Annotated in this window: 24 protein-coding genes; 8 read left to right on the forward strand and 16 right to left on the reverse strand. The window is 65.7% G+C overall.

Annotated elements, in window-relative coordinates; all coding sequences use genetic code 11:
• The coding region (locus AX681_RS01435) for an aminopeptidase P family N-terminal domain-containing protein (protein WP_197421855.1) at nt 1-642 on the reverse strand (642 nt) is incomplete at its 3' end.
• A gap of 69 nt (nt 643-711) precedes the next feature.
• Here AX681_RS01435 and AX681_RS01440 point away from each other — a divergent pair.
• Complete coding sequence (locus AX681_RS01440; RefSeq protein ID WP_066658726.1) at nt 712-2,046, forward strand: dicarboxylate/amino acid:cation symporter; 1,335 nt, start codon at nt 712-714, stop codon at nt 2,044-2,046.
• 25 nt (nt 2,047-2,071) lie between these two features.
• Here AX681_RS01440 and AX681_RS01445 read toward each other — a convergent pair whose 3' ends face one another.
• Complete coding sequence (locus AX681_RS01445) at nt 2,072-2,713, reverse strand: glutathione S-transferase family protein (protein ID WP_066658724.1); 642 nt, start codon at nt 2,711-2,713, stop codon at nt 2,072-2,074.
• Nucleotides 2,714-3,143: 430 nt separating this feature from the next.
• Entirely contained in the window at nt 3,144-4,214 is a 1,071-nt protein-coding gene (gene recA, locus AX681_RS01450) for a recombinase RecA (protein WP_066658722.1), read from the reverse strand.
• A gap of 172 nt (nt 4,215-4,386) precedes the next feature.
• Here recA and AX681_RS01455 point away from each other — a divergent pair, with 172 nt between their 5' ends.
• Complete coding sequence (locus tag AX681_RS01455; protein ID WP_066658720.1) at nt 4,387-5,400, forward strand: adenosine deaminase; 1,014 nt, start codon at nt 4,387-4,389, stop codon at nt 5,398-5,400.
• A complete protein-coding gene (locus AX681_RS01460; RefSeq protein ID WP_066658718.1) occupies nt 5,400-5,918 on the forward strand; it encodes a phosphoribosyltransferase in 519 nt (172 codons plus the stop codon). The genes AX681_RS01455 and AX681_RS01460 overlap by 1 nt, the downstream gene beginning before the upstream one ends.
• A gap of 1 nt (nt 5,919) precedes the next feature.
• On the opposite strand, the gene AX681_RS01465 is transcribed toward AX681_RS01460, so the two are convergent.
• The 7 genes from AX681_RS01465 to dapA all read right to left on the reverse strand — a co-directional run bounded on the left by AX681_RS01465 (nt 5,920) and on the right by dapA (nt 13,387).
• The gene (locus AX681_RS01465) at nt 5,920-6,270 is read right to left on the reverse strand and encodes a response regulator (RefSeq protein ID WP_066658713.1); all 351 of its coding nucleotides are present in this window, start codon (nt 6,268-6,270) and stop codon (nt 5,920-5,922) included.
• Between the two features lie 40 nt (nt 6,271-6,310).
• Nucleotides 6,311-8,698 carry a hybrid sensor histidine kinase/response regulator gene (locus tag AX681_RS01470; RefSeq protein WP_066658710.1) on the reverse strand — a complete coding sequence of 796 codons (2,388 nt, stop codon included), beginning with the start codon at nt 8,696-8,698 and terminating at the stop codon, nt 6,311-6,313.
• A gap of 38 nt (nt 8,699-8,736) precedes the next feature.
• Nucleotides 8,737-10,806: a M13 family metallopeptidase gene (locus AX681_RS01475; RefSeq protein WP_066658707.1), complete on the reverse strand. Its 2,070-nt coding sequence runs from the start codon at nt 10,804-10,806 to the stop codon at nt 8,737-8,739.
• A 56-nt stretch (nt 10,807-10,862) separates the two neighbouring features.
• Complete coding sequence (locus tag AX681_RS01480) at nt 10,863-11,435, reverse strand: DUF2062 domain-containing protein (RefSeq protein ID WP_066658705.1); 573 nt, start codon at nt 11,433-11,435, stop codon at nt 10,863-10,865.
• A 1-nt stretch (nt 11,436) separates the two neighbouring features.
• Nucleotides 11,437-11,919 (reverse strand): SsrA-binding protein SmpB, encoded by a 483-nt coding sequence (smpB, locus tag AX681_RS01485; protein ID WP_066658703.1) that lies wholly within the window; start codon nt 11,917-11,919, stop codon nt 11,437-11,439.
• Nucleotides 11,920-11,982: 63 nt separating this feature from the next.
• Nucleotides 11,983-12,498: a hypothetical protein gene (locus AX681_RS01490; RefSeq protein WP_066658733.1), complete on the reverse strand. Its 516-nt coding sequence runs from the start codon at nt 12,496-12,498 to the stop codon at nt 11,983-11,985.
• 7 nt (nt 12,499-12,505) lie between these two features.
• Nucleotides 12,506-13,387 (reverse strand): 4-hydroxy-tetrahydrodipicolinate synthase, encoded by an 882-nt coding sequence (dapA, locus tag AX681_RS01495; protein ID WP_066658701.1) that lies wholly within the window; start codon nt 13,385-13,387, stop codon nt 12,506-12,508.
• Between the two features lie 71 nt (nt 13,388-13,458).
• Here dapA and AX681_RS01500 point away from each other — a divergent pair, with 71 nt between their 5' ends.
• Genes AX681_RS01500 through greB form a run of 3 tightly spaced genes read left to right on the forward strand, consistent with a single transcriptional unit; the run spans nt 13,459 to nt 16,363 of the window.
• Nucleotides 13,459-15,474 (forward strand): lytic transglycosylase domain-containing protein, encoded by a 2,016-nt coding sequence (locus AX681_RS01500; protein WP_066658697.1) that lies wholly within the window; start codon nt 13,459-13,461, stop codon nt 15,472-15,474.
• Nucleotides 15,471-15,884: a GNAT family acetyltransferase gene (locus AX681_RS01505; protein ID WP_066658694.1), complete on the forward strand. Its 414-nt coding sequence runs from the start codon at nt 15,471-15,473 to the stop codon at nt 15,882-15,884. The genes AX681_RS01500 and AX681_RS01505 overlap by 4 nt, the downstream gene beginning before the upstream one ends.
• A complete protein-coding gene (gene greB / locus AX681_RS01510) occupies nt 15,881-16,363 on the forward strand; it encodes a transcription elongation factor GreB (protein WP_156442664.1) in 483 nt (160 codons plus the stop codon). The genes AX681_RS01505 and greB overlap by 4 nt, the downstream gene beginning before the upstream one ends.
• Nucleotides 16,364-16,391: 28 nt before the next feature.
• Here greB and AX681_RS01515 read toward each other — a convergent pair whose 3' ends face one another.
• The gene (locus AX681_RS01515; RefSeq protein WP_066658692.1) at nt 16,392-17,171 is read right to left on the reverse strand and encodes a polyphosphate kinase 2 family protein; all 780 of its coding nucleotides are present in this window, start codon (nt 17,169-17,171) and stop codon (nt 16,392-16,394) included.
• Nucleotides 17,172-17,174: 3 nt separating this feature from the next.
• Entirely contained in the window at nt 17,175-18,974 is a 1,800-nt protein-coding gene (aspS, locus tag AX681_RS01520) for an aspartate--tRNA ligase (RefSeq protein WP_066658689.1), read from the reverse strand.
• Between the two features lie 98 nt (nt 18,975-19,072).
• On the opposite strand from aspS, the gene rnd reads away from it, so the two are divergent.
• Complete coding sequence (gene rnd / locus AX681_RS01525; protein WP_066658686.1) at nt 19,073-20,251, forward strand: ribonuclease D; 1,179 nt, start codon at nt 19,073-19,075, stop codon at nt 20,249-20,251.
• Nucleotides 20,248-20,532 (forward strand): I78 family peptidase inhibitor, encoded by a 285-nt coding sequence (locus AX681_RS01530; protein WP_066658684.1) that lies wholly within the window; start codon nt 20,248-20,250, stop codon nt 20,530-20,532. Before rnd ends, AX681_RS01530 begins: the two co-directional genes overlap by 4 nt.
• A 3-nt stretch (nt 20,533-20,535) precedes the next feature.
• Here AX681_RS01530 and AX681_RS01535 read toward each other — a convergent pair whose 3' ends face one another.
• Genes AX681_RS01535 through AX681_RS01550 form a run of 4 tightly spaced genes read right to left on the reverse strand, consistent with a single transcriptional unit; the run spans nt 20,536 to nt 26,136 of the window.
• The gene (locus AX681_RS01535) at nt 20,536-22,047 is read right to left on the reverse strand and encodes a Ppx/GppA family phosphatase (protein WP_231733691.1); all 1,512 of its coding nucleotides are present in this window, start codon (nt 22,045-22,047) and stop codon (nt 20,536-20,538) included.
• On the reverse strand, nt 22,044-24,233 hold the full coding sequence (locus AX681_RS01540; protein ID WP_066658680.1) for an RNA degradosome polyphosphate kinase: 2,190 nt from the start codon (nt 24,231-24,233) through the stop codon (nt 22,044-22,046). Before AX681_RS01540 ends, AX681_RS01535 begins: the two co-directional genes overlap by 4 nt.
• On the reverse strand, nt 24,230-24,868 hold the full coding sequence (locus AX681_RS01545; RefSeq protein ID WP_066658677.1) for a DnaA ATPase domain-containing protein: 639 nt from the start codon (nt 24,866-24,868) through the stop codon (nt 24,230-24,232). Before AX681_RS01545 ends, AX681_RS01540 begins: the two co-directional genes overlap by 4 nt.
• Nucleotides 24,865-26,136: a hypothetical protein gene (locus tag AX681_RS01550; protein WP_066658667.1), complete on the reverse strand. Its 1,272-nt coding sequence runs from the start codon at nt 26,134-26,136 to the stop codon at nt 24,865-24,867. Before AX681_RS01550 ends, AX681_RS01545 begins: the two co-directional genes overlap by 4 nt.
• Nucleotides 26,137-26,186: the final 50 nt, after the last annotated feature.

A 26,186-nucleotide genomic window follows, 5' to 3' on the forward strand; every position in this document is an offset into this window, starting at 1 on the left:
CCCCGCCTCGATCCGGGGGTAGGTCCAGCGATAGGCGGCCAGCGTCACGTCCGCCGCCTTCTGCATCAGCGCGATTTCGGCCGGCGTCTTGAACATCCGGCACCCGCGCACGACCGGGTTGGCCGACACGATCTTCACGCCCGCAAGCGCACGCCACATGCCATCGACCGCAAAGAAGCGCGCGGTTTCCTCAATACCCAGCGGGCGGCCGAGCAGCTTTTTCTCGCGCAGGAAGCCCGCGACCACCGCGAACGGATCCTCGTGCTCCTGCCACACCCGGATTTCCGCCGGAATTCCCAGCGATTCGCGGACCGATGGCTCTTCGAAAAACGGGGTGACGATGATCGGATCGCCCTCGACCGGGATCACCGCCGCGGTCAGCCGCTCGCTCCGCCCCCAGCGCACCCCGGTGAAATAGAGCAGGCTCGCCCCCGGCTCGATCAGCACCGCGCCGATGCCGTTCGCCTTCATCAACGCCTGTGCGCGGGCGAGCCGGGCAGCGCGTTCGTCGCGCCCGATCGGAACCGCATCGCCGGTGATCGGCTGCAGATCGCCGGTGTCGATCGACTGCGCCATGGCAAGTCGGGGCATCAGCGGGGCCAGGGCGGCGGCGGCGAACAGCGAGCGGCGCGTGATCAACATGGCATTGCGATACGACCCTTGACCTGCGCGCCGCAATCCCCTGTCTAGGCGCCAATCAAGGGGAGCCCGATGGCCAAGAAACTGACGACCTTCATTCTGATCGCGCTTGTGCTCGGCGCGATCGTCGGCCTGGGGCTGCATTTCGGCGTTCGCAACAGCTTTGGCGCAAATGTCGCCGGAGCGGAGGCGGAACTCAAGACGATCGCGGGCTATTTCTCGATCGTCACGACCATCTTCCTGCGTCTGATCAAGATGATCATCGCGCCCTTGGTGTTCGCGACTTTGGTCGCAGGCATCGCGCATATGGGCGACACCGCCGCGCTGGGCCGAGTCGGCGGGCGCGCGGTCGCGTGGTTCATCTGCGCCAGCATCGTCTCGCTCTCGCTCGGCCTGGTGCTTGTCAACCTGTTCCAGCCCGGCGTCGGCCTCAACTTCCCGCTGCCGCCGGTCGACGCGGCGAGCGGGGTCGAGAAGGCGGCGTTCAACCTCAAGGACTTCTTCACCCATGTCTTTCCCGCATCGGGGATCGAGGCGATGGCGAAGAACGAAATCCTTCAGATCGTGATCTTCTCGCTGTTCATCGGCGTCGCGCTGACCGCCGTGGGCGAAAAGGCGAAACCGCTGGTCAGCGCGGTCGAAAGCCTGGTGCATGTCATGCTTCAGGTGACGAACTACGTCATGCGCTTCGCCCCCTTCGCGGTGTTCGCCGCCGTCGCCGGGACGCTGGCGGAGCGCGGCCCCGCCATCATCGGCAACCTCGCCTATTTCATGGGGACCTTCTACCTCGGCATGCTGATCCTGTGGGCGCTGCTGATCGGCGTGTGCTTCCTGATCGTCGGCAAGCGCACCGGGCTGCTCGTGCGCTACATCCGCGATCCGCTGCTGCTCGCCTTCTCGACCGCATCATCGGAGGCCGCCTATCCGCGCACGCTCGAGGCGCTCGACCGCTTCGGCGTGCCGCCGCGCATCGCCAGCTTCGTGTTGCCGCTCGGCTACAGCTTCAACCTCGACGGATCGATGATCTACATGACCTTCGCGACGATCTTCATCGCGCAGGCCTATGGTATCGACCTGACGCTGGGGCAGGAAATCACGATGCTGCTGGTGCTGATGATCACCAGCAAGGGCATTGCCGGGGTACCGCGCGCCAGCCTGGTCGTGATCGCCGCGACGCTCGGTTTCTTCGACATTCCTGAGGCCGGACTGCTGCTGATCCTGGGTATTGATCATTTCCTCGACATGGGCCGTTCGGCGACCAACGTCGTCGGCAATGCGGTCGCCGCCGCGGTCGTGGCGAAGTGGGAGGGCGGTCGGCTCGATCCGATCGAACCGGCCGAGATCGACGCACCGCACGCGCCATCGGGTACGGGCCCGGCGGTGGACGAGCAGAGCTTCAGGGCCTGAGCGGGGTAAGCCCCCGCCCGGTCATTCAGGCGTAAGCGTAAGGCCCGCCGGCCTTCAGCGCAGCCTGATAGGCCGGGCGGGCATGGACCTTGTCGAGCCATGCGATCGTCGCCGGGCGTGACGCATCGAGCCCGCCGCGCGACCGGGCCGCCTCGAGGGGAAAGCTCATCATCACGTCGGCGGCGGTCATCGCGTCGCCGGCGAACCAGGGCCGGCTGGCGAGTTCGCTTTCGACAAAGTCGAGATGGACGTCGATCATCGGCTGGATTTTCTTCTGCGCCGCCTTGCCAAAGATCGGCACGCGCATCAGCACCAACTTCACCAGCAGCGGCGGCATCAGCGAACCTTCGGCATAGTGCATGAAATGACGATAGCGCAGCGCCGACTCGCGGTGCGCAGGCGCACCTAGCTTGCCGTCAGCCTTTTCGACCAGATATTCGATGATCGCGCCGGTTTCGGCGACGGTGCGCGGCGCATCGCCAGCCGGATCGGCATCGACGATCACGGGCGACTTGCCGAGCGGATGCACCGCGCGCAATTCCGGCGGCGCGAGCATGGTCTTGGGGTTTCGCTCATAGCGCTTGATCGCATAAGGCAGGCCGAGCTCTTCGAGCAGCCACAGCACCCGCTGCGAACGCGAGTTTTCTAGATGGTGGACGGTGATCATCGCGTTGCGCTCCCTATGCGGTTCGGTATCACGCCGCAGGCAGCGTGCGCGCCCGAGAAATTGGTGCAACCCATCGCCAACCGCAAGAGCCGCCGGCAACGTGGCCCCCTGCGGCACGGTGCAAAGCGGAAAAGGCCGGAAGCCCTATAACAAGCCATATCAGCGGCCGCATTGGCCGCGCCTGGAGTTCGAAGAGCACGCCGCGGCGTGGGCCGGGATACGCTCACAACCGAGACTGCACGCCGGTCGCCAACAACAGGAAAGGCCCGGAGCACGCCACGCCGGGCCTTCCAATGGGAGACTGGTCCCTTGACCGCCACCGACCTGTCGATCCGGCACGGCCCGCACGGACATTGCTGCCCGAAACTGGTTACCAGCGCCTTTAACCCTCACTCCGGATCATCCCGGGGACGGTCAAGGCGCCGGCGTGTCAGAGATCGTCCTCGGCGTCCGGACCGGTCATCATCTCTTCGGCGACCTGCTCGGTACGGTTGCGGATTGCCGCCTCGAGCCGCGAACAGACCTCGGGGTTCTCCTTGAGGAAGGTCTTGGCGTTCTCACGCCCCTGGCCGATGCGGATGCTGTCATAGCTGAACCACGCGCCGGCCTTCTCGACCAGCCCGGCCTTTACGCCGATGTCGAGGATCTCGCCGATCTTGGAGATGCCCTGCCCGTACATGATGTCGAACTCGACCTGCTTGAACGGCGGGGCGACCTTGTTCTTCACCACCTTCACGCGGGTGGTGTTGCCGATAATATCGTCACGATCCTTGATCTGGCCGGTGCGGCGGATGTCGAGACGGACCGAGGCGTAGAATTTGAGCGCATTGCCGCCGGTCGTGGTCTCCGGATTGCCGTACATCACGCCAATCTTCATGCGCAGCTGGTTGATGAAGATCACCATGCAGCGCGAGCGGCTGATCGATCCGGTCAGCTTGCGCAGCGACTGCGACATCAGGCGCGCCTGCAGGCCGACATGGCTGTCGCCCATCTCGCCCTCGATTTCCGCACGCGGCACCAGCGCGGCCACCGAGTCGACCACCAGCACGTCGATCGCGTTCGAGCGCACCAGCGTGTCGGTGATCTCCAGCGCCTGCTCGCCCGTATCGGGCTGCGAGACGATCAGCTCGTCGATATTGACACCCAGCTTCTTGGCATAGACCGGGTCGAGCGCGTGTTCGGCATCGACGAACGCGGCGGTCCCGCCATTCTTCTGCGCCTCGGCGATCACGTGCAGTGCCAGCGTCGTCTTGCCCGAGCTTTCCGGACCATAGACTTCGATCACGCGGCCTCGCGGCAGGCCGCCGACGCCGAGCGCAATGTCGAGCCCGAGCGAGCCAGTCGAGATCGCCTCGACCTGCATCGTCTCCTTCGAGCCGAGCTTCATCGCGCTGCCCTTGCCGAATGCGCGGTCGATCTGTGCCAGCGCTGCGTCGAGCGCCTTCTGCTTGTCCGGAGAAATGCCCATCTTTCCTTCGATCACCTTGAGGGAAGCCGCCATGAGTAGTCTCCGTCGCTAAAGGCTTTGAGGCCCCGGTTCAACCATTGCCTGAAGCGCGTCGTACAACGTTTGTTCCAAGAGAACAAGTGCGGAACGATCTTTTTTTGTTCTCACGCGGGCTCGGCTGTCCGCCGCTCTTGCCCTCAGCGCCCGATCGCGCGATCCTTGGGCCATGACGAACCCGACCGATTTCATCGCCGGCCTGCCCAAGGCCGAACTCCATTTGCACATCGAAGGCAGCCTCGAGCCCGAGCTGATGTTCGAACTCGCCAAGCGCAACAAGGTCGCGATCCCGTTCGACAGCGTGGAGGCGGTGCGCGCGGCGTACAGCTTCTCCAACCTTCAGGATTTCCTCGACATTTATTACGCCGGCGCCGACGTGCTGCGAGTCGAGCAGGATTTCTACGACCTCGCCGACGCCTATTTCGCGCGCGCCGCCGCCGATGGGGTGGTGCATTCCGAGATTTTCTTCGATCCCCAGACCCACACCGATCGCGGCATCCCGTTTCAGGTCGTTGCCGACGGGCTGCTGACCGCGATGCACGACGCCGAGCACCGGCATGGAGTGACGTCGAAGCTGATCCTGTGCTTCCTGCGCCACCTAGATGAGGATGCGGCATTCGCCACACTCGACGCCGCCGGACCGTGGCTCGACCGGATCGCTGGGGTCGGCCTCGATTCGTCGGAACTCGGCCATCCCCCGGAAAAATTCGCGCTCGTGTTCGCCGAGGCCGGAAATCTGGGTCTCAAGCGCGTCGCCCATGCCGGGGAGGAAGGCCCGCCCGAGTATGTCTGGCAGGCGATCGACCTGCTCAATGTCGACCGACTGGACCATGGCAATCGAAGTCTAGAGGACCCGAAGCTCGTTCGCACCCTTGCCGAGCGCGAGATGACACTGACCGTCTGTCCGCTGTCGAACCTCAAACTGTGCGTCGTCGACAGCCTGGGGAAGCACCCCATTGATCAGATGCTCGACTGCGATCTCTATGCGACGATCAACTCCGACGATCCCGCCTATTTCGGCGGCTATATCGCCGACAATTACCGCGCGGTCGCGGCCGCGCGCGGGCTTTCGCGCGATCAGATCGTGCAGTTGGCACGGCACAGCTTCACCGGCTCATTCCTCGACGATGCCAGCGTCGCCGCGCACCTCGCGCGGCTCGATGCCTATGTGGCAGCGCAGTGATGCCGGTCTTCACCCCGATCCCGCATGAACAGTTCGTCGCCGACGTGCTCGCGCTGGCCGATGCGCTGCGAGCCGATCCCGACTGGCAGCCCGACTATCTGATCGGCATCGGGCGTGGCGGACTGATCCCGGCGGTGTATCTTAGCCATGCGATCGGTGGACCGATGCTGTCGGTGGATTATAGCGCGCGGAACGAGGATCTCGCCGCCCCTGCCCTCGCCCGGCTGGCGGAGCGGACGCGGGAAGGCGCACGGCTGCTGTTCATCGACGACATCAACGACAGTGGGGCGACGATCGGGCGGCTGCGTGCGGGGCTCAGTGACGCCAGAGCGGACGCGGCGCATGTCCGCTTTGCGACCCTTCTCGACAATACGACGTCGAACCAGCGGGTCGACTATGCGGCGCGCACGATCGACCGGTCGGTGACGAAGGACTGGTTCATTTTCCCTTGGGAAGCCGTCGCACCGGAGGCGGCAATCGAAGCGGATGCGGCAGAGCTGCCCGACCGGATCGCCTAGATCAGAGCGCCGCTAGCGCCTGTTCGACCGAGTCCATCGTGAACGGCTTGGCCAGCACCGGGCGGTCGCGATGCGCGTCCACAACCGTGTCGCCGCTGCCGCCGGTCGCGAGGATGAAGGGCACACCCTGCGCTGCCAGCGCGTCGGCAATCGGCCAGCTCTGCTCGCCCCCGGACAGGTTGACGTCTAGGATCGCCGCATCGACCCCGCCCGCCCCGACAATCTCCATCGCCGAAGCCACGCTGTCGGCGGTGCCGGCATGGTCCTTGCCCAGCATGTCGAGGAAATCCTCGATCATCATGGCAATCAGGGGCTCGTCCTCGACCACGAGGATGCGTTGCGGTGCGCTCATCGGATGAGCATGTGCCTTACAATCGTTGCGCGGTCGAGCGCTATTTTGCGGTCATCACTGACCGGGCCAGCTCGGCAAGTTGCTGAACAGAAAAGGGTTTCGGCAAGAACGCGACATTGTCCAGGTCGATCGACTTGCGCAGCTGCTCCTCGGCATAGCCCGACATGAAGATGATCTTGAGGTCGGGATATTTCTTGCGCGCATGGCGGACCATGGTCGGGCCGTCCATCGTCGGCATCACCACGTCGCTGATCAGCAGGTCGGGCTTGTCGCTCTTTTCCAGCAGTTCCAGCGCCGCCTCGCCATTCTCGGCGGTCAGCACGGTATAGCCTTGCCGCGCCAGCGCGCGTTCGGCCACCGCGCGCACCATCGCCTCATCCTCGACCAGCAGGATCGTGCCGCTGCCCCACAGATCGCCCTGCACCGCCTTGGCAGTCGGCAGCTGCGCAGTCGGCTCGGGCGCCGTGTGGACGGGCAGATAGATGGTGAACACCGCCCCCTTGCCCGGCTCGCTCTCGGCAAAGATGAACCCGCCCGACTGCTTGATGATGCCATAGACGGTCGACAGGCCCAGGCCCGTCCCCTTCCCCACTTCCTTGGTGGTGAAGAACGGCTCCCAGATATGCGCCAGCACGTCTGCCGGAATACCCGAACCCGTGTCCGACACGCGGAGCGCGGTATAGTCGCCCACCGGCAGGACATCCTCGTCCATCGCACGCACTTCATGCGCGGGCACGCTCAGTGTCTCGATCGTCAGCGTGCCGCCGCCATTGGGGTTCTTCGCCAGCATCGCATCGCGCGCGTTGACCGCCAGGTTGACGACGACCTGCTCGAGCTGCCCCGGATCGGCGCGCACCGGGCCAAGGTTGCGACCGTGATTGACCACCAGCTCGACCGTCTCACCCAGCAGGCGTTTCAGCAGGTTCGACACCTCCGAAATGATGTCGGGCAGCTGCAGCAGCTGCGGCCGCAGCGTCTGTTGCCGCGAAAAGGCCAGCAGCTGACGCGTCAGCGCTGCCGCGCGGTTCGAATTGAGCAGGATCTGCTGGATATCGTCATAATCGCTGTCGCCTGGCGCATGGCGCATCAGCATCAGGTCGCAATGGCCGATGATCGCGGTCAGGATGTTGTTGAAGTCATGCGCGACGCCCCCGGCGAGCTGGCCCACCGCCTGCATCTTGGTCGCCTGCGCCACCTGACGCTTGAGCTGCCCCTCCTCGCCCGCATCGCGCAGGCTCAGTAGCACCGCAGCGTCGCCAAGGCCGCGCGCGGAGGCGATAGAGATCGACACCGCCTCGTCCGGCGCCTGGGCAAAGCGGACGGTCAGGTCCATCGGATGCACCGCGCCCGCCGCGAACCGCCGTACGGCATCCGCCAACGTGCTCTTGTCCTCCCGCACCACCAGATCGCCCGGATAGAGCGGCGGGGCATCGGTGTTGACATGCGCGGCGCGGACAAAGGCGTCATTCATGAACGCAAAGCGCCCATCCGCACCTACCAGCGCGATCCCCGTCGGCAGCAGCGCGATCAGCGAGCGGACATGGGCGCTCGATTCCGCGCCCATATCCTGCGCCGGGGCGTATTCCTCGTCGAGCAGTGCCACCAGCATCGGCGTCGCATCGCCGTCGAGGAACGGGATCTCCAGCACGCGGATCGGCGTGCCTGACAGGCCTTCGCGTTCGAACCGCACCGTTCCGCGACTATCGGTGATCAGGAAACGGGTGATGTCGCGCCCCTCGATCATCGCGAGCTCGTCGCCCGCCGCGCGCAACCGCAGCACGCGATTGGCGGCGCGCACCCGGCCATCCGCGCCGATCAGGGCCATCATGATCCCGGCCTGTCCAAGCCTGTCGCCCGATTTGCCCGCGACCAGCGCCTGCGCCTGCTTGGTCAGGTCCACCGCATCGGCCCCGGCAAAGCGCCACACCAGCAGCGAGTCGCCGACCCGGCTGACATGCGCGGTCAGCTTGGTCCCGGCGGCGTCGAACGACCCGCTCGATGCCTGGCCGTCGCGCCATGCCGCGCGCCCGGCACTGCCCAGCTGCGATGCCGCCCAGTCGCCGATCACCACTGCCGGAGGCGCGGGATAGCCGGGGAACAGCGTGCCAAATCGCTCATTTGCGCACACCAGCCGCCCGGCGCGATCGGTCACCGCGATCGCGTCGTTGCTCATGGATGCGAGCATGTTCGCCAGCGACCAGTCGATCTCGCTCGCGGCGGCGGGAGTATCGACAGCCGCAGCCGGCCGCCGGAACAGTGTGACCGCAAGCGCAATCAGAATGGCCGCGGCAAAGAAGCCGGCGGCGACCGCAAGCGAGTCGACCGCCCACAGCACCGCGCCCCCCGCCACCGCGCCAGCGGCGATCGCGACGATCAGCGGACCGGTGATCCCGGAAGTCTCGTCAGTCGGGGCGGAAATGCTGGGCATGGCCCCCTTTCCCGCCCCGCTGCGATAGCGTCAAGCGCTCACCAGACGCGAACGCGCTTTGCCGGGTCCAGATACAGCTTCTCGCCCGGCTTTGCGTCGAACGCGCCGTACCAGGGGTCGAGGTTGCGCACGACCCAGGCGCGCTGGATCGACGGGCTATGCGGATCGGTCAGCAGGCGCTGGCGCAGATTCGCCTCGCGATAGTTGCGCCGCCACACCTGCGCCCAGCCGAGGTAGAAGCGCTGGTCACCGGTAAAGCCGTCGATCACCGGCGCTTCCTTGCCGCCGAGCGCATGCTTGTAGGCGTCATAGGCGATGGTCAGGCCAGCCAGATCGCCGATATTCTCGCCCAGCGTGAACTCGCCCTTCACATGCTCGCCGGGCAGCGGCTCATAGGCGTCATACTGCGCGATCAGCGCCTTGCCCGCCGCCTCGAATGCCTTGACGTCTTCCGGCGTCCACCAGTCGGCCAGTTCGCCCTTTTCGTTATACTTGGCGCCCTGATCGTCGAAATGGTGGCTGATCTCGTGCCCGATCACCGCGCCGATGCCGCCATAGTTGATCGCCGGATCGGCCTTGGGATCGAAGAAGGGCGGCTGCAGGATCGCTGCGGGAAAGACGACCTCCATCATGCCGAAATTGGCATAGGCGTTCACTGTCTGGGGCAGCATGCCCCATTCCCACTTGCGCACCGGTCCGCCCAGCTTGTCGAGCATATAGGCATAGTCGAACCGGTTGGAGCGCACGGCGTTGCCGAACAGGTCGTCGGCCTTGACCTCAAGCCCTGCATAGCTGCGCCACTGGTCCGGATAGCCGACCTTGACGGTGAAGTTCGCGAGCTTCGCCTTGGCGCGTGCCTTGGTCTGCGGCTGCATCCAGTCGAGCGCGTCGATCCGCCGCCCCATCGCGTCGAGCACATTGGCGACGAGCTTGTTCATCTCCGCCTTGTATTCGGCGGGGAAATAGCGCGCGGCATATTCCTTGCCCAGTTCCTCGCCCAGCGCGCCTTCGGTGAAGCTCACGCCGCGCTTCCAGCGCTCCTCGCGCTGCGGCGTGCCCTGCAGCGTGGTGCCATAGAAAGCGAAGTTCGCATCGGCGACGGCATCCGGCAGATAATCGGCCATCGCACCCAGGCTGCGGACCAGCATCTGATCCTTCACCACCGCCAGCGGCGCTTCTTCGAGGATCTTGGCGATGCCCGACACCGCGGTCGGCTGGCTCACCAGCACCTCGGTGATCTTCGGGCTCAGCGCCTTCAGCAGCATCGGCATGTCCAGCGTCTTGGACGACAGCTTTGCCGTGTCGGCCAGGGTGAACTTGTTATAGGTCTTGGACGCATCACCCGAATCCTCACGCGTCCACTGCACCTTGGCGATGCGGGTCTCGAGGTCGAGGATCGCCTTGGCGCGCGCCTCGGCATTCGCCTCACCCGCCAGCGTCAGCATCTTGGCGAGATAGCCCTGATAAGCGGTGCGGATCGCCGCCATCTTCGGGTTATCGAGCAGATACATGTCGCGATCGGGAAGGCCGGTGCCGCCCTGATAGACGGTGAAGATATACTGCGTCGGGATCTTGTCGTCCTGCCCGACATAGCCGCCGAACGGCCCCGGGACGCCCATCTTCGCGCCCTCGACGATCAGCGCGGCATAGGCCGCCTTGCTGTTAAGCGCCTTGATCTTGCCCAACCAGGGCTGGATCGGCGCCAGGCCGCGCGCTTCCACCGTCGCGGTGTCGAGATAGCTCGAATAGGCGCGCCCGACCATGCTGCTGGGATCGTCCTTCACTTCATTCAGGATGCCGCGCACCCGCTCCTTCGACAGATCGTCGAGCGCGGTGAACATGCCATAGTTGGACTTGTCCGCCGGGATCGGCGTGTTCTTGGCCCACGCCCCGTTCGAGAAGGCGTAGAAATCCTCGCCCGGCGCAACGCTGCGGTCCATGCCCGCGACATCGAAGCCAAAGCTGCCGAGCTGCGGCTTCGCTGTCGCCGCCGGAGCAGGCGCCGGAGTCGGCGCGGCCGCCGCCGGTCCGTCGGTGCTGGCCGAACTGGCGCAGCCGCTCGCCAATGCGGTTCCGGCGAGAAGAACGGGGATCAGGAGAAAACGCATCGGGCACCCTTCAGGACATCAAAACGCCCCGTGTCTTACGCCGATGATACGCCCGATCAAGTCTCCGAAGAAACTTTATTGCGAAGCAGGACGCGCTTGCGCCACTTGCGCGCAACCCAGCCACGCCAGATCAGAATGGAAAGACCATAACCCGCTGCCGCGCAGATGACCGAGATGACGAACAGCCCGATCAGCAGCGCGGGGGCGGCCTGAGAAAACAGCCAGCTCATCCACTCGCCGACTCCGGCATGATGCTCGACCAGCGCCATGAAGCCTGAGACATCGGCGTTCCGGCCGAGCATCCAATTGCCGGTATAGACCGACCCATAGAGGATGAACGGCGTCGTTGCGGGATTGCTCAGAAAGGTCATTGCCGCCGCAATCGGGACATTGGCCCGGAACGGCAGCGCCAGCATCGCCGCGCCCGCAATCTGCAGGCCCGGGATCAACAAGAAGATGCCGACCAGCAATCCCAGCGCGACCCCGCGCGGGACCGACCGGCGGGTGAAGCGCCACAATTCGGGGGCGAGAACGCGATGCGCCACAGGGCGCAGCCAGCGGATTTCCTCGATCGACTCGCGGGTGGGCATGTTGCGCTGCCACCAGGCACTGAGACGACTCTGCTTCATGTCACCCGCGATCGCGGAGGAGCCGCCCCTGTTCACGCTTCCAGTCCCGTTCCTTGATCGACTCGCGCTTGTCGTGAGTCTTCTTGCCCTTCGCCAGCGCCAGCTCGACCTTCGCCCGGCCGCGACTGTTGAAGTAGATCGACATCGGGATCAGCGTCATGCCCTCCCGCGCAACCGCGCCATGCAGCTTCTGTACCTGGCGTTCGTGAAGGAGCAATTTACGGGGACGCTTCGGTTCGTGATTGAAGCGGTTTCCGTGCGAAAATTCGGGGATGTTGGCGTTGACCAGCCACGCCTGCCCGTCGCGCACCTCGGCATAGCTCTCGGCGATCGACCCCTCGCCGAATCGCAGCGACTTCACCTCGGTCCCCTGCAGCGCGATCCCCGCCTCGAAAAACTCTTCAAGGAAGTATTCGAAGCGCGCCTTGCGGTTCTCCGCGACGATCTTCTTCTTGTCGAATTCAAGGGGACGAGGGCGTGCCATGGGACGCGCGATGTAGGGGTGCGGAGGACGAAAGGGAAGCGATAGCCTCAGCCCGCGCACAATTCAGTCAAAGTCGCAATTTCGGATCCGCTCGATCCAGTCCGAATCGAGGTTGATCATCGCTTCTGCCGTCGCGATGTCGCCCTTGCTCACCGCTAGCGCCGCGAACACCGAGTGAAGCATGGGCTCGTCCCAAACCTCTTTCAAATGGATGCCGATCACATCGATCAGCCGTTCGAGAGCACGATGATAGGCCACGGTCAGCACCGCGGGAATCTCAGGTCCCCGCCCGGTGCGACGCGCCACCTCAACGGCCGCGGGTAACTCTAGGAATGAAAAATCGATCGGCCAGATCGCCGTACTGGCAATGTCCACGATGTGCGGAATGGCCGCGTATGAGGCAGTGTAGACGTTACCCTGATGGCAAAGACTGGACCACAAAGTGAACCAGGGCTCATCCGCTACGCTCTCGCTCGGGGCCGTTCTGGCGGCCAGCGCTCGCAGCAACTCCGGAGTGTCGGAGGCACCACCATAAGCATGTGTGAGCTCGGCCCATAACGGATCGTCAAGGCCGAGCATGGCCACCTCAGACCAACCCCGCCGCCGCCATCGCCGCATCGACCGCTGCCTTGCTGGCGTCGCTCGGCGCAACCATCGGCAGGCGCAGTTCAGCGGAAATCTCCGGGCGCAGCTTGTTGACCGCGTACTTGACCGGCCCCGGCGAGGCATCGGTGAACAGCGCGAGGTGCAGCGCGAACAGCCGGTCGTGCAGCGCCAGCGCAACCGCCGTGTCGCCTTCGGCCCATGCCGCCTGGAACTGCGCGCACAGCTTGGGCGCGACATTGGCCGCGACCGAGATGCAGCCCACCCCACCCATCGCGTTGAAGGCAAGCGCGGTCTCGTCATTGCCCGAAAGCTGCGCGAACCCGGCGCGCAGCGCGGCGCGGTGCTTCGATACGCGGGCAAGGTCGCCGGTGGCGTCCTTGATCGCGACGAACTTGTCCGGGAACGCCTCAACGATGCGGATCACCGTCTCCGGCTGGATGTCGGTCACGGTGCGGCCGGGGACGTTGTAGAGGATGATCGGCAGTTCGCACTCGGCCGCGACCGCGGCGAAATGCTGAAAGATGCCCTCCTGGCTCGGGCGGTTGTAATAGGGCGGGACCATCAGCACCGCGTCCGCACCCGAAGCCTTCGCTGCCTGAACATTGCCGATCGCCACGCGAGTATCGTTCGATCCGGCCCCCGCGATTACCGGCACGCGCCCACGCACCTGATCGGCGCAGACGCGCACGACCTCGAAATGCTCCTCCTTCGACAGCGTCGCCGCCTCGCCGGTGGTGCCGACCGGGACCAGCGCCGACGATCCCTCGGAGATCTGCCACTCGACGAAATCGCGGAAAACATCCTCCGCAAAGCTGCCGTTACGGAATGGCGTGATGAGTGCGGGGATCGAGCCGGAGAACATATGCGTCAAAATGCCCCAATCGTCGGAAATTCGGGGTGGCCAATAGGGGGCGATTGCGTATCATGTCCAGCATGCTTGGCTCTATGTTCAGGAGCGGGCTTCTGCTCGCCGGCGTATCGGGTGTCGCGGTCTCCTCACAGGTCGTGCAGGAGGGGGCACAATGGTATCGCGCGCAGTTCGCCGCGATCGCCGCCCAGGTGCTGCCACCCGCCGGGCCGCAATCGGCGTCGAGCATTCAGTATACGATCGACGAATGGAAGCGGCTGCAGCAATCAGATCGCTGGCCGTTCAGCGACTACGCGAATTTCATGCTCGCCCACCCCGGTTGGCCGGGCGAGACCAGTCGCCGCGCCGCCGCTGAAGCCTCGCTCGGCGCAGGGACGGACGCGCCCTCGCTGGTTATCCGCTTTTTTGAACGTTTTCCGCCGCTGACGGCTGCGGGGCGTATCCGTTTTGCCGAAGCGCTGGCGATCACCGGTCGCCGCGCCGAAGCGGACGAGCAGGCCCGCCGCGCCTGGCGCAGTGGTATCTTGCGTCCAACCGACGAAGCCGCGGTGCTGAGCGGCTTTGCGGCCGCCCTGTCCCCCGCCGACCATGACGCACGGATGGATGCGCTGCTGTGGCAGGACGCGCGCACGGTGGCCGCACGCCATATCGGCTATACCTCGCCGCAGAAGCGCGCGGTGTTCGAGGCGCGGTTGGCGCTGCACTCGGATGCCCCCGACGCGCAGGATCGCGCTGTAGCTGTCGAAGCGATCGGTGCGCGCGACCCCGGCTTCATCGCCGATCGCGCCAGCTGGTTCCGCAACAATGGCGCCAGCGGCTCGGCGCGCTCGCTGCTCGCCCGCCCCCGCACGCTCGACAGCCGCCCCAGCAATGTCGAGGAATGGTATGAGGTGCTGCTGACCAACGCGCGCGCCGCCGAATCCGACCGGCAATATGCGCTCGCCTATGCCATCGCGTCACAGGTCGACGACGCGGTAGCGCCCGGCACCGACATCTCCGACCTCGGCCTCGGCATCCGCGACGATTATACCAGTCTGGTGTGGCTTGCCGGCACGGTCGCGATGCAAAAGCTCGGTCGTCCGGCCGATGCGATCGGCATGTTCGACCGCTATTCGCGCGGATCGCGCACCCCGACCACCCAGTCCAAGGGCATCTATTGGGCCGGCCGTGCTGCCGAGGCCGCTGGGCAATCTGCGGTTGCGCGCGCCTATTACGAACGCGCCGCCGCCTATTCCGATCTGTTCTACGGCCAGCTCGCCGCCGAACGCCTGGGCCGCGAGCTCAAGGCCCCGCCGCCCGTCGATTTTCGACAGGTCAACCCGGCTGCACGCACCGCCTTCTACAACCGCGAAGTGGTGCGCGCCGCGCAGATGCTCGGCACGCTCGGCCGCGCCGAGGACCAGGGCTATTTCCTGCGTCAGATCGCGGCCGATGCGACGAGTGCGGAGGATCATCTGCTGGCGACCGAGCTGTCGCGTACGCTCAACCGCCCCGACCTTGGCGTCATGGTGGGGCGCAGCGCGCTGCTCAACGGCCTGACCGACTATACTGTCGCTGGCTACCCGTCGGTCTCGGTTCCGCCCGGGCAAGACGGCAATTTCACGATCATCCACGCCATCGCGCGGCAGGAAAGCCAGTTCGACAAGGCCGCGGTCAGCCATGCCGGCGCGCGCGGGCTGATGCAGCTGATGCCAGGCACCGCGCGCGAGGTCGCTGGGAAGCTCGGCATGAGTTACGACCGCGCCGCACTGACCGTGGATACCGATTACAATATCCGGCTCGGGTCGAGCTATATTCAGCGCATGCTCGATTATTATGGCGGCAGCTATCCGCTTGCCGTCGCCGCGTACAATGCCGGGCCGGGCAATGTGAACAAGTGGATCCGCGCCAATGGCGACCCGCGCACGCCCGGTGTCGATATGCTCGAATGGATCGAGAATATCCCCATTTTCGAGACCAAGAATTATGTTCACCGCGTGCTGGAAAATGCCGTGGTCTACGACATGCTTCACCCGCAGCGCTCGCGTTCGCGCGGGCCGCACCGGATCAGCTGGTATCTGGGCAAGAACCGCCCCGGGTGATCGCGATCCAGCCCTATGACGAGGCGCAGTTCGCGGATGTGGACACGCTGTGGCGCAGCGTCTTTCCCGACGATCCGCCGCACAGCCACGCCGCCGTTGCGATCCCGCAAAAGCTGGCGGCGCAGCCCGACCTGCTGCTCGTCGCGCAGGAGGATGGCCATGTTCTCGGCACGATTATGGCGGGTTATGACGGGCATCGCGGCTGGCTCTACAAGCTCGCGGTGCATCCCCGCGCGCGCGGCTGCGGCATTGCCCGCGCGCTGATCCGCGCCGCCGAGCGGGCGCTGACGGGGCTGGGCTGCACCAAGGTCAATCTGCAGGTGCGCGACACCAACCATGACGCCGCCGCCTTCTGGGCGCATATGGGCTATGCGGTCGAGCCGCGAATCAGCATGGGCCGCAATCTTTGATCGATCGTCCGAATTACATCACGCCCGCCGGCTATTCGGCGCTCAAGGCAGAATATGACCAGCTCTTCGCCACCGAACGCCCGGCGTTGGTCGAAACCATCGCCTGGGCCGCAGGCAATGGCGACCGCTCGGAGAATGGCGACTATATCTACGGCCGCAAGCGGCTGCGCGAGATCGACCGGCGGCTCGGCTGGCTGGCGAAGCGGATGAAGGCCGCCAAGGTGATCGACCCGGCGAAGCAGGAAGACCGCTCGAAAATCTGGTTTGGTGCCACCGTCACGATTGCCGACGAAGACGACAACCACCGCACCTTGACCCTGACCGGCGACGACGAGGCGGATGCAGGCGCTGGCCGCATCGGCTGGAACTCCCCCCTCGCCCGCGCGCTACGCGGTGCCGCCGTGGGCGACCTGCGCCGCGTGATGCTCCCGGCGGGGGAGAGGGAGTATGAGGTAGTGGAAATCAGCTATCCGGGCTGATTCTCGTCGCCATCGTCGACCGCTGCAGTCAGTCGATCACCCCGGCGGCCCGTGCCGCGGCTTCCACTGCCGGATCGAGCGCGGGCGGGTCCATCGGCACCCGTGCCTCCAGCGCATGGGCGATCGCGGTCAGCGCGGCGATCCGCGCCGCCTTCTTGTCATTGCCATCAATGACGACCCAGGGTGCGATCTCGGTGTTCGTCCGCGCAAACATTTCGTGCATCGCATCCAGATAGTCCGCTCGCCGCGCGCGATTGCGATAATCGTCCAGCCCCGTCTTCCACCGCTTCCAAGGGCTTTCGATCCGTTCGCGCAGCCTTTTGTCCTGCGTTTCCTGCGTCACATGGACAAAAATTTTGATCAGTGTCGCGCCGGTCTCAGCCTGCTGCGCCTCGAAATCGTTGATCTCGGCATAGCCGCGCCGCCACTCGGCCTCACTCGCATAGCCCTCGACCCGCTCGACCAGCACCCGGCCATACCAGCTGCGGTCGAATACCGCGATATTGTGCTGCGCGGGCAGCCGGCGCCAGAAGCGCCACAGGAAATGGTGCGACAGCTCCTCCGGCGTCGGCGCGCTGATCGGCCACACCTCGAAATAGCGCGGGTCCCATTCGGCGGTCAGCCGCTTGATGATCCCGCCCTTCCCTGCCGCGTCCCAACCCTCGAACACGATGATCGCGCGGCGCTTGTGGATGATGTGCGCGGTCTGGATATGCCCCAGTCGCTCCTGCAGCGTGGCGAGGCGGTCGGCATAGTCGTCGACCTTTCCGCCCTCTTCAAAGTCGGAAAGGTCGATCGACTTGCTCATGGATCAGCCCTTGTTGTCCATTGCCTGCGGGGCCAGCCGGATGTGCAGTTCCTTCAACTGCTTCTCGCTGACCGGCGACGGGGCCTGCATCATCAGATCCTCCGCCTTCTGGTTCATCGGGAAGACGATGACCTCGCGGATGTTCGGCTGGTCGGCGAGCAGCATCACGATCCGATCGACGCCCGGGGCCGAGCCACCATGCGGCGGCGCGCCATATTTGAACGCGTTGATCATGCCCGCGAAATTGCTGTCCACATCCTGCTGGCTGTAGCCGGCGATCTCGAACGCCTTGTACATGATCTCCGGACGGTGGTTCCGGATCGCGCCCGACGACAGCTCGATGCCGTTGCACACGATGTCATACTGCCAGGCGAGGATGTCGAGCGGATCCTTGGTCTCCAGCGACTCCAACTCGCCCTGCGGCATGCTGAACGGGTTGTGGCTGAAATCGATCTTCTTCGCGTCCTCGTCATATTCGAACATCGGGAAATCGACGATCCAGCAGAATTCGAACCGGCTCTTGTCGATCAGCTCCAACTGCTCGCCGACGCGGGTACGCGCGAGGCCCGCCAGCTTGGCGGCCTGAGCCTCCTTGCCCGCCGCGAAGAATATGCCGTCGTTCGGGCCGAGGCCGAGCGCATCGGCAATCGCCTTCATGCCCTCCTGCCCATGGTTGTTCGCGATCGGACCGCCGAACACGCCATCCTTCTGCGTCGCATAGCCAAGGCCGGGGAAACCCTCGGCCTGCGCCCATGCGTTCATGTCGTCGAAGAATTTGCGGCTCTTCTCCGCCGTGTTCGGCGCGGGGATCGCGCGCACGACATCGCCCGCGGCGACCATCGACGCAAAACGCCCGAAACCAGAGCCTTTGAAGTGGCTGCTGACATCGGAAATGAGGATCGGGTTGCGCAGGTCGGGCTTGTCATTGCCGTACTTCAGCATCGATTCGCGGTATGGAATGCGCTTGAACGGCAGCGGGCTGACCGTGCGGCCCTTGCCCTGCCAGTTCGCAAACTCCTCGAACACGCCGTGCAGCACTGGCTCGATCGCCGCGAACACATCGTCCTGCGTGACATAGCTCATCTCGAAATCGAGCTGGTAGAATTCACCCGGCGAACGATCCGCACGCGCGTCCTCGTCGCGGAAGCACGGCGCGATCTGGAAATAACGGTCGAAGCCCGCAACCATCAGCAGTTGCTTGAACATCTGCGGCGCCTGCGGGAGCGCGTAGAACTTGCCCGGATGCACGCGGCTCGGCACCAGATAGTCGCGCGCGCCTTCCGGTGACGACGCGGTCAGGATCGGCGTCTGGAACTCGGTAAAGCCCTGCTCGATCATCCGGCGGCGCAGCGACGCGATGACGTGACTGCGCAGCATGATGTTGGCATGCAGCCCTTCGCGACGCAGGTCGAGGAAGCGGTTCCGCAGACGGATTTCCTCAGGATACTCGGCATCGCCGAACACCGGCATCGGCAGCTCCTGTGCCGCCGACTGGACCGTCACACCCTTGGCGAACACTTCGATCGCGCCGGTGGCAAGGTTGGCGTTCACCGTCGCCTCGCTGCGCGCCTTGACCACGCCGTCGATCGTCACGACCGATTCGACGCGCAGCCCCTCCAGCACCGGCAGCGCCGGCGAATCGCTGTCGCACACGATCTGGGTCACGCCATAATGGTCGCGCAGATCGACGAACAACACGCCGCCATGGTCGCGCTTGCGATGGATCCAGCCCGACAGACGGACGGTTTCGCCGACCTGATCGGCAGTCAGCTGGCCGCAACTGTGGGTGCGATAGGCGTGCATGAGCAGTTTCCAACGGTTTCAGGTGAAAATAACAGGCCGCGCGCATCCCTTTCACGCGCCCCTTTGTCAACCCGCGCGGGCTTGGCTATGGGCCTGCGATGCATATTCACGGCCTGATTCAAGACTCGGCAACGCTCGCCAACCTCTGCACCCGCCTCGCGCAGCAGCCGTTCATCACGGTGGATACCGAGTTCATGCGGGAAAACACCTTCTGGCCCGAGCTGTGCCTGATCCAGATCGCCGATACCAACGAGGCTGCGGCTATCGATCCGATGGCCCCGGGCATCGACCTGACCCCGCTGCTCGACCTGCTCGTGAACAATGAGAACGTGCTCAAGGTCTTCCACGCCGGCGGGCAGGATCTTGAGATCGTCTATAACCTGACCGGCAAGACCCCCCACCCGCTGTTCGATACGCAGATCGCGGCGATGGCGCTGGGTCAGGGTGAGCAGATCGGCTATTCCAACCTCGTCGAAACCTATCTCGGCATCACCGTCGACAAGGGCGCGCGCTTCACCGACTGGTCGCGCCGCCCGCTCGACAAGCGCCAGATCGATTACGCGATCTGCGACGTCACCTATCTCTCGGAAATCTTTCCCAAGATGCTGGCGAAGCTCAAGAAGACCGGCCGCGGCGACTGGCTGGACGAAGAGATGGAGCGGATCGCCGATCCCGAAAACTATCGCAGCGACCCCGACAAGGCGTGGCAGCGCATCCGCATCTCCAGCCGCAAGCCGGAGGTGCTGGGTCGCCTCAAGGCGCTGGCCGCCTGGCGCGAGCGAGAGGCCCAGGGCAAGGACCTGCCGCGCGGCCGCATCGTCAAGGACGAGACCATCGCCGACCTCGCCGGCAACCCGCCGCGCAAGCAGGCCGACCTCACCAAGGTGCGCGGCCTGTCCGCGACCTGGGGCGGCAACGATATCGGCGGTCGCCTGATGGCAGCACTCGAAAGCGCCATTCCGATGTCGTCCGACGAGATGCCCCCACGCGACGACCGCAAGCTGCCGCTCGGCAAGGAAGGCGCATTGGTCGCCGACCTGCTCAAGCTGCTGCTCAAGATCCGCGCGCGCGACATCAACGTCGCCGCCCGCCTCCTCGCCCGCACCGACGATCTCGAGGCGCTCGCTGCCGGGCAGCGCGAAGGGCTTTCGATCCTGCGCGGCTGGCGCTTCGAACAATTCGGTCGCGATGCGCTCGCCCTTGTCGAGGGTCAGCTTGGGTTCACCGTGCGTAACGGAAAGCTCAAGATGACGCGTACCGAGGAGCCGAATCCATGAAAACCGCCCTGCTGATCGCCCTGCCCCTGACGCTCGCGGCATGCGGCTACGAACGCCCTGCGCCCGGGACCGGTGTGCGCGAATGCAATGCCGATCGCGTCCAGCCTCTGGTCGGACGCGAGGCCAAGCCGCAAGTGATCGACCGCGCCAGGCAGCGCTCGGGCGCGCGTACCGTTCGCGTGATCAAGCCGGGCATGGCGGTGACGATGGACTATCGCTCGGATCGGCTGAACGTCGAACTGGACGATGTGAACACGATCAAGGCACTGCGTTGCGGCTAAGCCTCAGCCACTGACCTCGACCCCAGCCGCCAGTCCCAGCGCCCCTGCCAGCGCACGGTGCCGCTTCTCGACCGCTTCGCCGTAAAGCGCGGCATCATCCTCGCGCAGGTGCAGTTGGAGCACGTCCCCCTCGATCGCCACGCGTGACCGGCGCAGCGGACCGGCAACCCCGCCCGACAGCCGCTGGCCCAGCCGCATCGCCAGCCCCCACAGCCGCGCGCGCTCCAGCGCATCGGGTGACGCCAGCTGCCCCACCGGTGCCGGAGACTCGAGACCCCCGCCAAGTGAGGTGAACAGCGCCTGGGCCAATGCCGCCCGCCCGCCTGCGTCAATCCCGACCCAATTGCCGTGCAACGCAATCTCCAGCCCGCGTTCGGCCCGAAATTCGGGGTTCGCCCGCCAGCCGACATCGGCGAGCAGACAGGCTGCATGGCGCAACCGCGTCAGCGAGTCATCCTCGTCGCCGAACAGCGGGGCGATCCACGCATCGAGCAAGTCGCCATGTTCGGGAAACCGCCCCGACCGCCGCGCCTCATCACGCGTCGCAACGATCAACGGATCGGCCCGCCGTTCCTCCGGCGTCAGCTCGCCATAGAGCAACCCTTCGCGCAGGCCGAACGCCGACGCGACCGTCTCGCTGCTGCCGAGATGCTTGATCAGCGACCCGAGCAACGCCGCGGCGTGATCGAGCGTGCCGACGCGGCCCGACGACAGGTTCGGCACCGATCGGATGCGGCTCTTGCCCATCTGCGTGATCGTCCGCTGCAGCCGGATGATCGTCGATGGCGGCATCGCATATTCATGGATGACGGGCAGCGGATAGCCGGTCAGATGCATGTCGAGCCGTGCCAGCGCCCGCCACGATCCGCCAACGAGGTAGAAGGGCAGCCCCTCCCCGCGCTTGCTCCACCCGGCCTCGTCAAGCATCCGCGCGACGGTCTTGTCGAGCACGCCCTTGCCCTGCGACCGGATCGCCTCCAGCCGCAGCACGCCGAGCGGGAAGGACACGCGGTCGGTCACCGTGCCCGCAACGACGCGCACCAGCTCCAGCGATCCGCCGCCCAGATCGCCGACAATGCCGTCAGCGTCGGGAATGCCGGACAGCACGCCATAGCCCGCGGCCAGCGCCTCGGCCTCACCCGACAGCAATTCGACCTTCAGACCCAGCGCGCGGGCAATGTCGAGCAGGCGATCGCCATTGCTGGCGTCACGCACCGCCGCCGTCGCCACGGTACGCAGCGAATCGACCTCCATCTCCCGCGCCAGACTCGAAAAGCGCGCCAGCGCGGTGGTCGCGAGCATCAGCGCATCGTCGCCGATTGCCCCGGTCTCGGCGAGCGAGCGGCCGAGCCCGGCCATCACCTTTTCGTTGAACAGGATCGCGGGCAGACGCGCCGCCCCGTCATAGACGACCAGGCGGATCGAGTTCGACCCGATATCGATAATCGCGGTGCGCCGCGCCTTGGGCACCGCCAATGCCCGCGGCTTACGCTGCAACAGGCTGGAGACGCTCAAGCGCCGCGCTCGGCGCGCCAGCGGCGCAGCGACAGCTTGGGCACGGCCCCGCTCGATTCGAGCGCTGCGCCGCGGCCCGACAGCGACGGGTTGGTCATGAAATAACGATGCAGGTTGAACGGCTTGGCGCCGGGTTCGTCGCGGATATAGCGGCCATCGGGCTGCAACTCCCAGCTTTGCTCGGTATCGATCAGGTTCGCCACCATCACCTGATCAAGCACCTGATCGTGAACCGTAGGGTTGATGATCGGAAGCATGAACTCCACGCGCCGGTCAAAGTTGCGCGGCATCCAGTCGGCGGAGGAGATGTGGAGCTGCGCGCCGTCATTGGGCAGCGGCTTGCCGTTGCCGAATGCCCAGATGCGGCTGTGCTCCAGGAACCGGCCGACCACCGACTTGACCCGGATGTGCTCCGACATCCCCGGGACGCCCGGCCGCAGGCAACAAATGCCGCGGATGATCAGGTCGATCTCGACCCCGGCATTGCTCGCCTCATACAGCTTCTCGATCATCACCGGATCGACCAGGCTGTTCATCTTGGCCCAGATCGCCGCCGGCTTGCCGGCCAGCGCGTTCGCGATCTCCTGATCGGCGAGTTCGATCAGCCGCTCGCGCAAATGGCGCGGCGACACCGTGAGCAACTCCAGCCCCTCGGGTTCGACATAGCCGGTGACGTAATTGAAAATCTTCGCCGCATCGCGCCCGACGCGCGGATCGGCGGTAAAGAAGCTGAGGTCGGTATAGATGCGCGCGGTGACCGGGTGATAGTTCCCGGTACCGAAATGGCAGTAGGTGCGAAACTCGTCGCCCTCGCGCCGTACCACCATCGATACCTTGGCGTGGGTCTTCCAATTGGTGAAGCCATAGATGACCTGCACGCCCGCACGTTCGAGCGCGCTGGCCCAGAGCAGGTTCTGCTCCTCGTCGAACCGCGCCTTGATCTCGACCACCGCGGTCACCGACTTGCCGGCTTCGGCCGCGGCGATCAGCGCCTGGATCACCGCCGATTGCTTGCCCGCGCGGTACAGCGTCTGCTTGATCGCGATCACATCGGGGTCGCTCGCCGCCTGCTTGAGGAAGGCCAGCACGACGTCGAAGGATTCATAGGGGTGGTGGACGACGATGTCCTTGGCCTTGATCGCGGCAAAGCAATCGCCGTCATATTCGCGGATCCGCTCGGGAAAGCGCGCGACGAAGGGCGGGAATTTGAGGTCGGGCCGATCCTCGTCGACGATCAGCGCCAGATCGCCATTGCCCAGGAAGCCGCCGGTCTCGGTCAGCAGCGCCTCGCTGCCGCCCAGCTCTTCCTTGAGTACCGCTTCGAGGCCGGGGTCGATCCCCTCCTCCATCTCCAACCGGATCACGCGCCCGCGCCGCCGCCGCTTGATCGCGGTGCGGAAGTAGAGGACCAGATCCTCCGCCTCCTCCTCCAGCTCGATATCGCTGTCGCGCAGCACGCGGAAGGTCGCCGATTTGCGGATCTCGAAGCCGGGGAACAGCACCGGCGCGAATTGCTTCACCAGCGTTTCGACCGCGATGTAGCGCGCCGTCTCGCCCGGCACGCGCACGAAACGCGGCGTCGCGGCGGGCAGCAGCACCAGCTCGCGCACCGCTTCACCGTCGCTGGTGCGCACCAGGTCGAAAATCACGCTCAGGCCCTTGTTCGGGATGAACGGGAACGGATGCGACGGATCGAGCGCCTGCGGCGTCAGGATCGGGAAGATCTGCAGCCGGAAATGCTCTTCCAGCCAGGTCGCGGTGTCGCCGGTCACCCCATCGGCGTCGAGCACTTCGATCCCGCGCTCGGCCAGCTCGGCGCGGATATCCTGCCACACGGTCTGCTGGCTATCGACCAGGTCGGCGGCATCGGCGACGATCGCCGCCAGCTGCTGCGCCGGGGTCAGGCCGTCGGTCGAATGCGCTTCGACCTCCTGCATCTGCTGTCCCTTCAGACCCGCCACCCGAACCATGAAGAATTCGTCGAGATTCGAGCCGGAAATCGACAGGAAGCGCAGCCGTTCGAGCAGCGGATGGGCGGTGTTGCACGCCTCCTCCATCACCCGCCGATTGAACGCCAGCCACGACAGTTCGCGGTTGAAGTAACGCGCATCCGCCGACGTCACCGTGGTTGGCGTGTCGCCGCCCTCAACTCGGGGCAGATCGGCGTTGGCGTGCGCGCGGGTCATGGGTCCTCGTCTCGGATTGGGGCGTCGGGTTCGCGAAGCAGCCCCGCCGCGGTCAATGTGGCGCGCGCCATCGCAATCGACAAGCGCCGGTTGCCGCGGCGGCTCGCCTCTTCCTCCAGCGCTTCGGCGGTGCGGAGGATCGCAAGATGCGTCCGCTCGATCCGCCGCAGGATCCACGCCACTATATCAGGGGGTGCGACAAGTTCGTGACGGTCGATCAATTGTGCCAGCAGGTCATGCGCCAGCGCATCGTCGGGCGGGCCGATCTGCGCGATCACGCTCGCGCCCAACCGGGATCGCAGATCGGGCAGGCGCACTGCCCAGGCGGGCGGCGCGCGCTCGGCGACTAGGAACAACGGCTTCTGCTCGGCCTGCGCTGTGTTCCAGGCGTGGAACAGGGCCACTTCGTCCGCGCGGTCGGCATCGTCGAACATCGTGCCGCCGCTGCGCTTCACCATGGTGCGCGCGAGCAGGCTGCGGCCCGACTTGCGCGGCCCGACGATGATCCCGGTCATCACCGGCCAGGTCGCCCAGCGTTCGAGCAACTGCACCGCCTGCGCATTCGACTCGCCGATCAGGAACCTGTCCTCGCGCGCGCTGGCTGGTCGGGCGAGCGGCAGGGAAAGCTGGCTCATTCGCTGCTGCTATTCCCCACTTCGGTCGCCGGTGCGCTCGGCTGGCTCGCGGCGCCGCCGCCGCGGCGGATGCGCAGCACGCCCGCGCCCTCCTGCACCTGCCACCCCCGCGCCTCCAGTGCCGCGCGCAACGACGCCTGGCTGCCGTCATAGGTCACGCGCATCAGCGACACGCCGCCCAGCGCCGTGCTGGTCGTAATCGCCGAGCTGACCCCCGGCACGACGCGCAACGCCGCCTCACCACCGGTCAGTGCGCCGACGGTCGGGGTATCGAACTGGATCGTGATCGCCGTACCGGTTGCGACAGCGGGGGTTTCGCCAGTATCGATCAGCTCTTCCGCGCCGGTTTCTTCGAGCGGCACGACGGGACGCGGCGGCTCGGTAACGAGCAATCGGTCGGGCTTGAGGATGCCTGCGCGCAACGCGTCCTGATACGCCTTGTCGATCCGCGCGATGCCCGCGTCGATCAGCGCCGGGATCGCATTCCCGTCATTCACGCGCAGCACGAATTGGGCGAGCCGGACATTGTCGGGCCCATGCCCGGCGGTGAAGATGCCGGTGACCGGCCCGCCGGGATAGCTGCGCCGCAGCTCGACCGTCGGCACCAGAATGTCGGTCGCGCCATATTGATCGAGGATCGATCGCCACCATCCGCGCCCGCGGCGCGCCACCTGGCCAGCATTCATCAACAGCCGGTCGGGGCCGGAGCCATTGGGGCGGACATAGTCGATCGCGCTGTTGCCGGTGCGGAATCGCGCCCAGCCCTCGGCAAAGGCGCTGCTCCCTTCGAACACGCGGTGCGTGCCGCCGGATATCTGCACCGGCACCAGCAGCATCGGCGGCGATCGCATGAGCGTGCCGCCCACGCCCAGGATCGACGCCGCGCGGTTGCGGTCGAACAACACGCCCAGCCGCGCGACATAGCGATTGGGCCCGATCTGCTCATTTTCGACCACGATGCCGGTGACCAGACCGTCGAGCGCCGAATCGGACAGCGTGGATGGAGACCCGGTCAGCTGCCGCGCCAGCATCGACCAGCCCTTGCGCTGCGCCAGCCGCCACCCGCCCAGCCGCGCCGCCTCCGCGCTCTTGCCGCGCACATCGACATCGACGCCGCTGACCTCGAAACTCCCCGAGCTGTTGCCCGCGTCCTGGCTCGCATCGGCCTTGGCCGCGCCCTTTCCGGACTGCGCGACGGCAAACCCGGCGGACGCAAGCAGGGCGGCGATGCCGATCGCGGCGATGGCGGGAGAGGGACGGACAAACATTCCGCGCCCTTTTGGCGAAGCGGGCGTGGAAATCCAAGCGCTATCCTCCC

The sequence above is a fragment of the Sphingomonas sp. CCH9-E2 genome (genome assembly GCF_001557215.1).
In the GTDB taxonomy this organism is placed as follows: Bacteria; Pseudomonadota; Alphaproteobacteria; order Sphingomonadales; family Sphingomonadaceae; genus Sphingomonas.